Origin of the sequence: Pseudomonas sp. Cab53 (assembly GCF_018325965.1) — a bacterium.
Classification (GTDB): domain Bacteria; phylum Pseudomonadota; class Gammaproteobacteria; order Pseudomonadales; family Pseudomonadaceae; genus Aquipseudomonas; species Aquipseudomonas chlororaphis_E.
This window is the reverse complement of the sequence record NZ_AP021902.1, coordinates 2342195-2354813: the sequence shown is the minus strand read 5'-3', so window position 1 is coordinate 2354813 and position 12619 is coordinate 2342195. Positions and strand designations below refer to the sequence as shown.

The following is a 12619-nucleotide window of genomic DNA, read 5'->3' as shown; positions in this document are numbered from 1 at the left end:
CTTTAGCAATTCCATGGAGAGGTACTTCCCGATGAAATGGTTCTACGATCTTAGAATCGCCACCAAACTGATCACGTCATTTCTGATGGTGCTGGCCCTGACCGCTGCCATGGGTGTGTTCTCGATCATCCAGCTGGGCGAGGTGAACGGCACCACCCAGGAGATCCGCGACAACTGGATGCCGTCGATGCGCGCCGCTTCGGGCATGCGGTTCTTCGCGGCGAACTATCGCCTCAAGGAAAACCGTCACATCACCGCCGATTCCGAGCAGGAACGCAACACCGTCGAACAGGAAGCCGAAGAATCCAAAAAGGCCTTCGAGACCCGTCTGGCGACATACGAAAAACTGCTCTCCAACGCCGAAGACCGCCAGCTGTTCGAGACCACCCGCTCTGACTGGGTCGCTTACCTGGCGGTCAGCAAGGACCTGATGGCACTGTCCCGGCAGAACCTGTCGGACCAAGCCCATGCCCTGCTGCGGGGCGAGTCCAAGCGTCGCTTCGATTTGGTGACCGCCGACCTGCAGAAACTGGTGGACCTCAATGACACCGGTGCCGGGGCGGCCAGCGAACGCGGCACCGCGCTGTTCGAGAAATCGCGCCTGTCGATCATTGTCGTGCTGGCGGCTGCCCTGCTGACCGGCCTGGGCCTGGCGCTGTTCATCTCGCGGATCATTTCCCGCCCCCTGAAGCAAGCCGCATCGGTGGCCGAACAACTGGCCGAAGGCAACCTGAACGCGAAAATCGAAGCCGGCTCCAAGGACGAAACCGGCATGGTGCTCAACGCCATGCAGAACATGGTGGGCAAGCTCTCCCATATCATCGGTGAAGTGCGCAACGCGGCGGACAACCTGGCCAGCGCCTCCGAAGAGGTCAGTGCCACGGCCCAATCCATGAGCCAGGCCACCAGCGAACAAGCGGCCAGCGTCGAGGAAACCAGCGCGTCCATCGAACAGATGAGCGCCAGCATCAACCAGAACACCGAGAACGCCAAGGTCACCGATGGCATGGCCAGCAAGGCCGCCAAGGAAGCCACCGAAGGCGGCGACTCGGTGCAGCAGACCGTGGTGGCGATGAAGAAAATCGCCCAGCGCATCAGCATCATCGACGACATTGCCTACCAGACCAACCTGCTGGCCCTCAACGCCGCCATCGAAGCCGCTCGCGCCGGCGAACACGGCAAGGGCTTTGCCGTCGTCGCCGCCGAGGTGCGCAAACTGGCCGAACGCAGCCAGGTGGCGGCCCAGGAAATCGGCGAGCTGTCCTCCAGCAGCGTCGACATGGCCGAGACTGCCGGGCACTTGCTCAACGAGATGGTCCCGTCCATCAACAAGACCTCGGACCTGGTGCAGGAAATCAGCGCGGCCTCCGAGGAACAAGCCGCTGGCGTGGCGCAGATCAACACCGCCATGACCCAACTCAACCAGGTGACCCAACAGAACGCGTCCAGCAGCGAAGAGCTGGCCGCCACCGCCGAGGAGATGAGTAGCCAGGCCGAACAACTGCAGCAGGCCATGAGCTTCTTCACCCTGGACACGCCGCCCAAGTCGGCCAGCCAGCCGCTGAAAGTCGACAACACCCCGGGCCCGTCCAGCCGCAAACCGGCGCGCGCCGCCGTGCCCGCCCTGCCCAAGGCCTTTGCCTACAGCATGGCGAGCGCTCCGGACGAATCCGAATTCACCCGGTTCTGACGGTCGGTTTTCACAAGCTCGCTTAAAGGAGATACAGGCATGGGCGCCATCGCTACGACACGTCAGACCGCCGCCGCGGTCGAGGAAGAAGCGCAGTACCTGACATTCATGCTCGGCACGGAGATGTTCGCCATCGGCATCCTGTGCATCAAGGAAATCATCGAGTACGGCAACCTCACGGTCGTGCCGATGATGCCGGCTTTCGTGCGCGGGGTGATCAACCTGCGCGGCGCGGTCGTGCCGGTGGTGGACCTGTCGGCGCGGTTCAGCCGGCAGAACTCGACGATCACCCGGCGCTCGTGCGTGGTGATCATCGAGGCCAACACCGAGGACGGCCACGCCCAGGACATCGGCCTGCTGGTGGACACGGTGTCGGCCGTCCTGGAAGTCCCGTCGTCGCAGATCGAACCGCCACCCAGCTTCGGGGCGAAGATCCGCGCCGACTTCATCAGCGGCATGGCCAAGGTCAATGGCAAGTTCGTCATCGTGCTGGAGGTAGGGCGCGTGCTGTCCATCGACGAAATGTCGCAACTCGCCGAAGCCAGCCCGACCGCGCTGGAAGTCGAGGCCCCGTGAACGTCGACAGTTGCAAGGAACGCACCGTGAATTCAGTGGCCCTCAGCGATCGGGAGTTCAGCCAGTTCCAGTCCTGGTTGTACCAGGCCGCTGGCATCAACCTGTCCGAGGCCAAGAAAGCCCTGGTCGCCGGGCGCCTGTTCAAGCGCCTCAAGCATTATGAGCTGGACAGCTACGGCGACTATTTCAAGCTGATCATGAACGGCCAGCGCACCGATGAATTGCAGGTGGCGCTGGACCTGCTCACCACCAACGAAACCTACTTCTTCCGCGAGCCCAAGCATTTCGACTTCCTGCGCCAGCAGGTGCTGCCCAACGCCACGCCGGGCAAGACGTTCCGCCTGTGGAGCGCCGCCAGTTCGTCGGGAGAAGAACCCTACAGCCTGGCGATGACCCTGGCCGAAGGGCTGGGGACCACGCCTTGGGAAGTCATCGGTTCGGACATCAGCAGCCAAGTACTGGCCAAGGCCCGTTCCGGGCATTACCCGATGGAACGGGCACGCACCCTGCCCCATCCACTGCTGGTGAAATATTGCCTCAAGGGCACCGGCAGCCAGCAAGGCACGTTCCTCATCGACAGGACGTTGCGCAGCCGGGTCCACTTCATCCAGGTCAACCTCAACGACACGTTGCCCGACCTGGGAGAGTTCGACGTGATCTTCCTGCGCAACGTCATGATCTATTTCGATCAAGCCACCAAGAGCAAGGTCGTCGCCCGCCTGATTCCCCGACTCAAGCCCGGCGGCTACTTCATCATCAGCCATTCGGAAAGCCTCAACGGCGTGTCCGATGCGTTGAAACTGGTGGCCCCCTCGATCTATCGCAAGCCATGAGCGCCTTGATGAGGGAAGTGCAGGAGGTGTACCTGGCGCCGGGGGAATTCCGCTTCGCCACCTGCCCGACCCGGCTGCGCACGATCCTCGGTTCCTGCGTGGCAATCACCCTGTGGCACCCCGTACGCAAAATCGGCGCCATGTGCCATTTCATGTTGCCCAGCCGCTCACGCTGCTCCACGGCCCTCAACGGCCTGTACGCCGACGAGGCCATCGAGCTGTTCATTCGCCAGGCGCGGGCCCACCGGACCGACCCCGAAGACTACCAACTGAAGCTGTTCGGCGGCGGCGAGATGTTCCCCGAACTGCAACGCCACATTCCCTACGGTGATGTGGCACGGCTGAACATCAACGCCGCCCTGGAAATGACCGCCCTCTACCGCCTCGACCTGATTGCCCAGGACATGGGCAGCACCGGCTACCGAAGCATCATCTTCGACCTGTGCAATGGCGATGTGTGGGTCAGGCACCAACCGATAAGGACTCGGCATTAACCATGTCAAAAAAGATCAATGTACTGCTGGTGGATGACTCGGCCGTGGTCCGCCAGGTGTTGCTGGCGATCCTCAGCGACACCCCGGATATCCACGTCATGGGCGCCGCGTCCGACCCGATTTTTGCCATGGACAAACTGGCCCGTGAGTGGCCCGATGTGATCGTACTGGACGTGGAAATGCCACGCATGGACGGCATCACCTTCCTCAAGAAAATCATGAGCGAACGCCCCACGCCCGTGGTGATCTGCTCGTCCCTGACCCCCAGGGGCGCGGAAACCACCTTGCAGGCGATGGCCGCCGGGGCAGTGGAAATCATCACCAAGCCCACCACCGGCCTGAAGAATTTCCTGCTGGAATCGGCACCGGAACTGGTGGCGGCGATCCGCGCCGCCGCCCAGGTCAATGTACGCAACCTGGGCAAGCGCGCCGCCCCGGTCGCACTAACGCCCGCCACAAAACTCACGGCCGACGCCATGCTGCCCGCCGCCAATGGCCACGCCATGGCGCAGACCACCGAGCGCATCGTCGCCCTCGGCACCTCCACCGGCGGCACCCAGGCCCTGGAAGCGGTGCTCACCGCCCTGCCTCGCGTGTGCCCGGGCATCGTGATCGTCCAGCACATGCCGGAAAAGTTCACCGCTTCGTTCGCCGCCCGGCTCAACAGCCTGTGCCAGATCGAAGTGCGCGAGGCGCGCAACAACGACCGCATCCACCCGGGCCTGGCGTTGATCGCTCCGGGCGGCAAACACATGATGGTGACCCGCAGCGGCGCGTTCTATCACGTGCAGGTGGTGGACGGCCCGCTGGTCAACCGTCACCGGCCGTCGGTGGACGTGTTGTTTCGCTCCGTGGCCAAGTTCGCCGGACGCAACGCCACCGGCGTGATCATGACCGGCATGGGCGACGACGGCGCCCGCGGCCTGAAGGAAATGCTCGACGCCGGCAGCAGCACCGTGGCCCAGGACGAAGCCAGTTGCGTGGTCTTCGGCATGCCCAAGGAAGCCATCAAGCTCAACGCCGCCCAGCGCATCATCGGCTTGCAGGATATCGCCCAGGTGATCCTGCACCGCTAGCCACGGCAGCCCTTACCCTCGCCGGCTCACACCGGCGAAATCGTCGCAAGCACACCGATCAACAAGGTCAGTGCCAAAAAACCACCCAAGAACATCGCCATCTTCGCCATGAGCCCTCCTGAAAGAATTGCAACCAATGAACGTGTGAATTGGGCACCGCGTGCCTGCCCTATTCTGGCGTGGGCCTGCCGTTGCATGACAGGGCCACCTGCCGGCAAAAAAACCGGATCAGAACGCAGGCCTTCGCCACGGCTATACCAAGGTATCGTTTCGCGCCCTTAATCTCAGTGGTCATCGCCCGGGCCCCGCCTTAACCTCAGCGCACGTCAATACCGACACCCTGAACGAGGTGCTCGATGCGCTCTTCATTCCGTGCCCCCGCATTGCCCTCCCTGAACGACAACGAGCACGCATCCTGGTGGGCCGACGTCACCCTGCTCAGCCTCATCGCCTTGCTGGCGGCGTTCATTTTCTATGGCGTCGAACAGATGAACCAGCCTCTCGGCGCCCTGGTTTCATCGCCGTTGTCCCTGGACCTGAGCCACCTGCCGGCCTACACCTTGCGCACCACCCTGCGCATGTTCATCGCCCTCTTCGCCTCGCTGGTCTTTTCCCTGGTCGTCGCCACGTTGGCCGCCAAGAGCCGCAAGGCGGCCCTCGTTATCCTGCCGGCGCTGGACATCCTTCAGTCAGTGCCGGTGCTGGGTTTCCTGACCTTTACCGTGGTGTTCTTCATGGGCCTGTTTCCGGGCAAGGAAACGGGCGTGGAATGCGCGGCGATCTTTGCCATCTTCACCAGCCAGGTCTGGAACATGACGTTCAGCGTCTATCAGTCGCTGAGAACCGTGCCCCACGACCTCCAGGAAGTCAGCCGGCAGTTCGCGCTTTCACCCTGGCAACGCTTTGTCAGGCTCGAGTTGCCTTTCGCCACGCCTGGCCTGGTGTGGAACATGATGATGTCCATGTCCGGCGGCTGGTTTTTCGTGGTCGCGTCCGAAGCCATCACCGTCGGAGACACCACCGTCAGCTTGCCGGGTATCGGCTCATGGCTGGCCTTGGCGATCGCGCAGAAAAACACCGTGGCCATCGCCTGGGCGGTATTCGCCATGGCCGGGGTGATCATCCTCTATGACCTGCTGTTCTTCCGCCCCATCGTCGCCTGGGCGGACCGCTTTCGCTTCGAACAGACCGCCTCGCAAAAACGCCCACGCTCCAGGGTCTACGACCTGCTGCGCGCGACCCGACTGGTGCCGTGGGTGTTGCTCGTGCTGGAAGACCTCATGGCTGCGTTGCCACTGGACAGGCTTGCGCGGTTTGCCCGCCGCCTCCGCTTCCACACCGGCGCCCGCTTCAACCGCCTGGTCGACCTGGCCTGGAGGAGCCTGGTGGCGGTCGCTTGCCTGGTCGGCGCGGTGCAACTGTCGCGCTTCATTGGCAGCACCCTGGGCCTGGGCGACGTGATCGAGGTCTTCGGCCTGGGCCTGGCGACCCTGTTGCGCGTCGCCGTACTCATCGTGCTTGCCAGCGTGGTCTGGGTGCCCATCGGCGTCTGGATCGGCCTGAACCCGCGCTGGGCCGAGCGCTTGCAACCCATCGCACAGTTGCTGGCGGCGTTCCCGGCCAACGTGCTGTTCCCGTTCGCGGTGGTCGCCATTGTTGCCCTGAAGCTCAACCCCAATGTCTGGCTGTCGCCGCTGATGGTCCTGGGCACGCAGTGGTACATCCTGTTCAACGTGATCGCCGGCGCCAGCGCCTTGCCGACCGACCTGCGGGAAGCGGCGCGCAGCTTCCAGGTGCGCGGTTGGCAATGGTGGCGTCAGGTCGCGCTGCCGGGGGTATTCCCCTACTACGTCACCGGCGCCTTGACGGCGGCAGGCGGATCCTGGAACGCCAGCATCGTCGCCGAAGCCGTGTCCTGGGGTCATGAGCACCTGTATGCCTCGGGCCTGGGGTCGTTCATCGCCCTGGCCACCTCGGCGGGGGATTTGCAGCGCGTGGCCCTGGGGGTGTCGGTCATGGCGATGTTCGTGGTGGGTTTCAACCGGCTGCTGTGGCGCCCCTTGTACGGCTACGCCGAACGCCGGCTTCGAATTGATTGAGGAGAGAGCAATGCATGTGATCGACAAACGTTGCCTCGTCGATGTGCGGCAACTGGGGCACGTATACGGTACGGCAGGCAGTGCCGAGCGACTGGTGCTGGACGACGTCTGCCTGCGCCTGGACGAAGGGGAGATCGTCGGCCTGCTGGGGCGCTCGGGGTCCGGGAAGTCGACCTTGCTGCGCGCCATCGCCGGGTTGATTGCCCCCACCGCGGGCGTGGTCGACTTCCCGGCGGATGCGCAAGGGGATGCGAGTTCGGTGCGCATGGTGTTCCAAAGCTTTGCCCTGTTCCCCTGGCTGACGGTGTTGCAAAACGTCGAGATCGGCCTCGAAGCCTTGCACGTGGCGGCCCCTGAGCGACGGCGCCGGGCCCTGGCCGCCATCGACCTGATTGGCCTCGACGGGTTCGAAAGCGCTTTCCCAAAAGAGCTGTCAGGCGGCATGCGCCAGCGCGTCGGCCTGGCGCGTGCATTGGTGGTGGCGCCGGATGTGCTGTTGATGGACGAGCCGTTTTCCGCCCTGGACGTGCTGACGGCTGAGACCCTGCGCACCGACCTGCTGGACCTGTGGCGGGAAAGGCGCATGCCGATCAAATCGATACTGATGGTCACCCACAACATCGAAGAAGCGGTGCTGATGTGTGATCGGATCCTGATCTTTTCCTCCAACCCGGGGCGGGTGATGACGCACATCAACGTGGACCTCAGCCAACCACGCAACCGCAGCGACCCGGCCTTCCAGGCGCTGGTCGAGCACATCTACGTGCAAATGGCCGGCGGCGGCGCGACAGGTTCCGCGCGCCGGGACGTGTTTGCGGGCAGCGGAGTGGGCATGGTCCTGCCGTCGATTTCCACCAACGCGTTGGCCGGGTTGATGGAGGCGGTCCAGGATCACCCTTACGACGGCCAGGCGGATTTGCGTGAACTGGCCAAGGCGTTGCGCTACAACGCCAGCGATCTTTTCCCGGTGGCCGAGGTGCTGCAACTGATGCGCTTCGCCAACATGCACGACGGCCACATCACCCTGCTGCCGGCCGGGCACCGCTATGCAGACTCGACCGTCGATGAGCGCAAGCAATTGTTCGCCCAGCACCTGCTCCGGTATGTGCCGCTGGCGGGGCACGTGCGCCGGGTGCTGGATGACCGGCCCACCCGTACCGCACCGGCCCGGCGCTTCCGTGACCAGTTGGAGGACTTCATGTCCGAGCACGACGCCGTCCATACCCTGGACTGTGTCACCCAATGGGGACGCTACGCCGAGCTGTTCGCCTACGATGAAGTGGCCGACCAGTTCAGCCTGGACAACCCCTCCTGAAGCGTTTTGGGCGGTATACACTGCGTCACTGAAGCCTTGGCAGCCGACACAACCGTGGGATGAACCGTTAATGAGAAGAACCCAGCTGACGCTTCGCTTGCTGCTGTTGCTGGGCCTGGCGCTCGGCATCGCCGCGATAGACACCGTCACCGACCTGGAAATCGCGGTGGGCGTGTTCCAGATCGTGGTGGTGCTGATCGCCGTGAGGCTCCTGCCGGCGCGGGCGGTGGCAGGCGTGTCAGTCGCCTGCATGGTGCTGACGATCTTAAGCTACCGATACACCCGCTTCGGTGACTCGGAAGCCGGCCTGATCAACGTGCTGATCAGCCTCGCGGCCATCGCCGGCACGACCTACCTGGCGCTGCGCCTGTCGGCCGCCATCGGCACCGTGCATCGGACCCGAGCGCACCTGGCGCACATTGCCCGCGTGAACATGCTCGGCGAACTGGCGGCCTCCATCGCCCACGAAGTGAACCAGCCACTGGCCGCCGTCGCCAACAGCAGCAGCGCGTGCCTGCGCTGGATGGCCAATGACCCGCCCAACCTGCCCAAGGCCCGACAAGCCGTGGAACGCATCCTCGCCGACACCCATCGGGCCAGTGACATCATTGCCCGGTTGCGCGGCATGGCCCGTCACCAGGCGCCGACCAAGCAGTGGTTGAACGTGGCCGACACGGTGAACGCCGCGCTGCGGCTGTTGGCCGGCGAGTTGAATGAGCAGAACATCCATTTGCGCGTGCAGATCCAGGAAGGACTGCCGCCGATGCTGGTGGACGAGGTGCAGATCCAGCAAGTGCTCCTGAACCTGGCAATGAACGCCATCGACGCCCTGCGCCAGGTCGATGACGACGATCGCCGGACCCTCGACGTTCGTGCCGGGCTGGAAGCGGGGCAACTGCATTTTTCCGTGTCCGACCAGGGCAAGGGCCTCGCCGGCAACGACCACGAACGGGTGTTCGACGCTTTCTACAGCACCAAGCCGGACGGCATGGGGATGGGCCTGGCCATCAGTCGCTCCATCATCGAGGCCCATGACGGACGGATCTGGGTCGCCAGCAACCCGCAATCAGGCGCGACCTTTCATTTCACCCTGCCTGCCGTGACACGGGAGCCCGATGAGCAGAACTGACGCCCACGACACCGCCGAACCGATGGTCTACATCGTCGACGACGACAGCTCGGTGCGTGCTTCGCTGCAAGACCTGCTGGCCTCGGTGGGCCTGGCAAGCATGGCCTTCGGCTCGGCCCGCGAGTTCATGCAAGCCCGGTTGCCGGACGCACCGGCCTGCCTGGTCCTCGACGTGCGCATGCCGGGCGTGAGCGGGCTGGATTTCCAGCAAGACATGGCCCGTTTGAACATCCTGGTCCCGGTGATCTTCATCACCGCCCACGGCGACATCCCGATGTCGGTCAAAGCCATGAAGGCTGGCGCGCTGGAGTTCCTGACCAAGCCCTTTCGCGAGCAGGACCTGCTCGACGCGATCAGCCTGGGGCTGGACCGTGATCAGCTACGACGCCAGACGGCGGCGACCTTGGACGAACTCAGGCGCCGCCATGGCACCCTGAATGACGGGGAACGCGAGGTCATGGCGTTGGTGGTATCAGGTTTGTTGAACAAGCAGGTGGCCGCCCGGCTGGGCGTGAGCGAGGTGACCGTGAAAGTGCGGCGTGGCGCCCTGATGCGCAAGATGAATGCGGATTCGTTGGCAACCCTGGTCAAAATGTCGGAAAAACTCAAGGACGTGGATCGCTAGCCGCACCTGTCGCGGCTATCATGCCTTTCGCCCTGCTCACGGGCGTTGCAGACCACCTCAAGGACCCAGGTATGACCCTTCCACCGTCACGCGCCACCCTCCTCGTCTCCAGTCTCCTGTTCAGCTCGCTGTGCCTGGCCGAAGGCGAGTCGACGGACAGCGTCATCAAGGACTCCACCAAGTCCGCCGTCTCGACGTTCATCACGGCGGGAAAGAACCTGTTGGGCGGTGTCAGCGAAGGCGTGCTCGATGGTCGAGAATCGGTCCAGGGCACTGACGGCGCGGCGATCGTTGCCTCTGGCGAGCAGATGAAGGACCGTATTCAGGTGGAGGTGCTGAAACTGGAATCCAGCGAAGACATCTACACCATTACCCTCGGTTTCAAGAACAGCACCGACACCCAGCTGCGCCTGATCAATCTCGGCCAGACCGGTGTGCTGCTGGCCATCGACCAGGCCGGTTACGCCAACAAGCTCACTGGCCTGGACAACCCGGACGAAGTCACCATCCCGCCGAAAACCGCCGTGCGGCAGAAGTTCGTGTTCGAAGGCATGAACGAAGCGATGACCACCGTGCGGTTGTGGGGCAAGGATTATCCCCTCAAGAAATGAGCAAGGACGCACCGTCCCCCCATCGAACAGGGCCGGTGCTCACTTGACCAAGCGAGTATCCAGGCCGAACCGCTCCTGCGAGACCAGCCTGAACTGATCCGCCGCCAGGTCGCAGCTCACCAGCAGGTTCCAGGAATGCTGGGTCACCGCCGAAGGAATCAGCACGAAGGGGTGCTGCGCCAGCAACGCGTCAGCGAACTGCTGCTGATTGGGCGAGGGGCGAGCCGGAGCCAGCCAGTTCGGGTTGGGCACGTCTTCGGCCTGGACCACTTTGATGAGCGCCGGATCCAGCACCTCGAAGCAGGTCAGCAGATGGGGCACCGTGTCCAGGGCATCGAACCCCAGGTGCGCCGCCACCTCCAGAATGGCCGTGGCCGGGTCAGCCGAAGCGTAGATGACCCGTCGTCCGGGCGGGTTCCAACGGCCACCGCTTCGTTGCGCACCAATGCCGCTGTCCCACGTCTGCCTGTAGACCTCGCGATCAAGGCGCCAAGCGTGCCATCGCCCCTCCCAGGGCAAAGGATTCACTGGTAAACCCCGTGTTCGATCCGGGTCAGGTAATCCTCCACCACCTGGAAGCCCAGCGCGTTGTCGATCAGTTCCAGTGGCACGTGGCCGTCCAGGTACTTGCAGGGCTTTCTCAACCAGTCCTCCGCCAACGACTGGCTGCCAAAGACATTGATGGCCTGTTCCAGGACCTGGGCGTACTGGAAAGCCACCGTGCTCTGCTGCGGGTTCAGGCGAATGGGCTGGGTCTCCTTCGCCAGGCGCTGGACGGTCCTGACGGACTTGCCGGTAATGCGCTGAACCAGATCATGCTCCAGGTACAACGTGGACGTGGACAGCATCTCCTTGACGTCGCTCAGGTAAAAACCTTCTTGCGCGTAGCGGATGATCAACAAGCGCTCATCCCCCTTGCGGCCCTGTAACAACACTTCGGTAGGCTTCCTGCTGGCCTTCTTCGCCCTCGCCGTGGTTTTGACGATTGAAGCGTCTGCTTGCTTGGCTACGGACATGGCATTGACCTTTCTGCGACATTTGTCGCCATGTTAACGCCAAATGTCGCAAGCGCGGTAACTCCGTTCGTCGGTCTTGGCGAATACGGTTTCAGGCATCGAACTGTCCTCACGATAGAGACTGGGCATCGGATGCCCGAGGGGGGCGCCGTGGCAGAGTCAGATCGTAAGGGGAGCACTTCCGAGGGCCAACCCTAAAAAGCTGTCGGAGACTTCTTCGTTTTCGGCTCGAAATTCAACGCAAGCACACTCACCAACACGATGACGGTTCCTGTCATGACCATTATCGAGGGACGCTCGGCCAACACCAGGGCGGCCATCGACATCGCGGTGGGCGGTATCAGGTAAAGCGCCATTGTTGCTCGACTCACGTTGCTGTGCGCCAGCACATAGGCCCAGGCGAGATAAGCCAACGCGCTGGGGAAAACGCCGAGGGTCAGCACCGCCAGGTTCACCGATGCCGAGGCCTGGCGCGCCGCGTCCGCCAAGCCCGGTGCAAACACGAACAACAGGAGGGTGCCTGACCACAGGGTGTAGCACACCATGGTCAATCCGTCGTAACGATGGGCGTGGCGTTTTTGCAAAGAGAAATACAGGCTCCAGGACAGCGCCGCCAACAGGATCAACAGCCCATGGGCGTCCACCGCTCCCCAGCCATGATCCCCCGCGACCACCACGGCGGCGCCCAATAGCCCGCACAACACACAGCCCCAGCGCCAACCACAGACGCGTTCCTTGAAGACCCATTGCGCCAGCAACGTGCTGAACAGCGGCGTGGATTGAGCCAGCACGCTGGCCGCACCGGCACTGACACCCCGCTGTCCGTAATTGAGCGCAATGTGGTGCAGACTCACGGCCAAAAAACCCAACACCGCCAGCAGCGGAAAATCCCTGAGCCGCGGCCGGGCAATCCCCTTCACCGTCGCCACGAGGGTCATGAACAGCGAAGCGATAAGGAATCGCATCAACGCCAGTTGACCGGGCGCGTAGGCCTGCAAGCCAATGTGGATACCAATCGGTGAATAGGCCCAGCAGACAATCACGAACAGCGTCGCCAGTAGAACCTTCACGTTCGGTTTGCGCAGGCTCTTGGCGCCTTCGAACGACATGCCACGGGTTTGCATCCTGAGTTCCTGCACAGGGCCTATTTGCCTG

14 protein-coding genes are annotated in these 12619 nt (G+C 63.2%); 10 read left to right on the top strand and 4 right to left on the bottom strand.

Annotated features, from left to right (window positions below):
* The first annotated feature begins 31 nt into the window (after positions 1-31).
* Genes KI241_RS10425 through KI241_RS10405 form a run of 5 tightly spaced genes read left to right on the top strand, consistent with a single transcriptional unit; the run spans position 32 to position 4669 of the window.
* The gene (locus KI241_RS10425; protein WP_212803658.1) at positions 32-1690 is read left to right on the top strand and encodes a methyl-accepting chemotaxis protein; all 1659 of its coding nucleotides are present in this window, start codon (positions 32-34) and stop codon (positions 1688-1690) included.
* Positions 1691-1729: 39 nt separating this feature from the next.
* Positions 1730-2266 carry a chemotaxis protein CheW gene (locus KI241_RS10420; protein WP_212803657.1) on the top strand — a complete coding sequence of 179 codons (537 nt, stop codon included), beginning with the start codon at positions 1730-1732 and terminating at the stop codon, positions 2264-2266.
* A complete protein-coding gene (locus KI241_RS10415) occupies positions 2263-3099 on the top strand; it encodes a protein-glutamate O-methyltransferase CheR (protein ID WP_042730623.1) in 837 nt (278 codons plus the stop codon). Before KI241_RS10420 ends, KI241_RS10415 begins: the two co-directional genes overlap by 4 nt.
* Complete coding sequence (gene cheD, locus KI241_RS10410) at positions 3096-3593, top strand: chemoreceptor glutamine deamidase CheD (RefSeq protein ID WP_080922096.1); 498 nt, start codon at positions 3096-3098, stop codon at positions 3591-3593. Before KI241_RS10415 ends, cheD begins: the two co-directional genes overlap by 4 nt.
* A gap of 2 nt (positions 3594-3595) precedes the next feature.
* Positions 3596-4669: a chemotaxis response regulator protein-glutamate methylesterase gene (locus tag KI241_RS10405; protein WP_042730621.1), complete on the top strand. Its 1074-nt coding sequence runs from the start codon at positions 3596-3598 to the stop codon at positions 4667-4669.
* Positions 4670-4695: 26 nt separating this feature from the next.
* On the opposite strand, the gene KI241_RS10400 is transcribed toward KI241_RS10405, so the two are convergent.
* Positions 4696-4866 (bottom strand): hypothetical protein, encoded by a 171-nt coding sequence (locus tag KI241_RS10400; protein ID WP_160310715.1) that lies wholly within the window; start codon positions 4864-4866, stop codon positions 4696-4698.
* Positions 4867-5025: 159 nt separating this feature from the next.
* Between KI241_RS10400 and KI241_RS10395 the strand changes: the two genes are divergently transcribed.
* The 5 genes from KI241_RS10395 to KI241_RS10375 all read left to right on the top strand — a co-directional run bounded on the left by KI241_RS10395 (position 5026) and on the right by KI241_RS10375 (position 10448).
* Positions 5026-6768, top strand: a complete 1743-nt coding sequence (locus tag KI241_RS10395; RefSeq protein WP_212803656.1) for an ABC transporter permease subunit — start codon at positions 5026-5028, stop codon at positions 6766-6768.
* A 10-nt stretch (positions 6769-6778) separates the two neighbouring features.
* Positions 6779-8083: a nitrate/sulfonate/bicarbonate ABC transporter ATP-binding protein gene (locus KI241_RS10390; RefSeq protein WP_212803655.1), complete on the top strand. Its 1305-nt coding sequence runs from the start codon at positions 6779-6781 to the stop codon at positions 8081-8083.
* A gap of 70 nt (positions 8084-8153) precedes the next feature.
* Positions 8154-9212: a HAMP domain-containing sensor histidine kinase gene (locus tag KI241_RS10385; protein ID WP_047735605.1), complete on the top strand. Its 1059-nt coding sequence runs from the start codon at positions 8154-8156 to the stop codon at positions 9210-9212.
* Complete coding sequence (locus KI241_RS10380; protein WP_212803654.1) at positions 9199-9837, top strand: response regulator; 639 nt, start codon at positions 9199-9201, stop codon at positions 9835-9837. The genes KI241_RS10385 and KI241_RS10380 overlap by 14 nt, the downstream gene beginning before the upstream one ends.
* 71 nt (positions 9838-9908) lie before the next feature.
* The gene (locus KI241_RS10375; protein WP_047735609.1) at positions 9909-10448 is read left to right on the top strand and encodes a hypothetical protein; all 540 of its coding nucleotides are present in this window, start codon (positions 9909-9911) and stop codon (positions 10446-10448) included.
* Positions 10449-10487: 39 nt separating this feature from the next.
* On the opposite strand, the gene KI241_RS10370 is transcribed toward KI241_RS10375, so the two are convergent.
* From KI241_RS10370 to KI241_RS10360, 3 genes are all read right to left on the bottom strand, one after another.
* Positions 10488-10976 carry an RES family NAD+ phosphorylase gene (locus tag KI241_RS10370; RefSeq protein ID WP_047735610.1) on the bottom strand — a complete coding sequence of 163 codons (489 nt, stop codon included), beginning with the start codon at positions 10974-10976 and terminating at the stop codon, positions 10488-10490.
* Entirely contained in the window at positions 10973-11464 is a 492-nt protein-coding gene (locus tag KI241_RS10365) for an antitoxin Xre/MbcA/ParS toxin-binding domain-containing protein (protein ID WP_047735612.1), read from the bottom strand. The genes KI241_RS10370 and KI241_RS10365 overlap by 4 nt, the downstream gene beginning before the upstream one ends.
* Positions 11465-11658: 194 nt before the next feature.
* On the bottom strand, positions 11659-12588 hold the full coding sequence (locus KI241_RS10360) for a DMT family transporter (RefSeq protein ID WP_212803653.1): 930 nt from the start codon (positions 12586-12588) through the stop codon (positions 11659-11661).
* Positions 12589-12619: the final 31 nt, after the last annotated feature.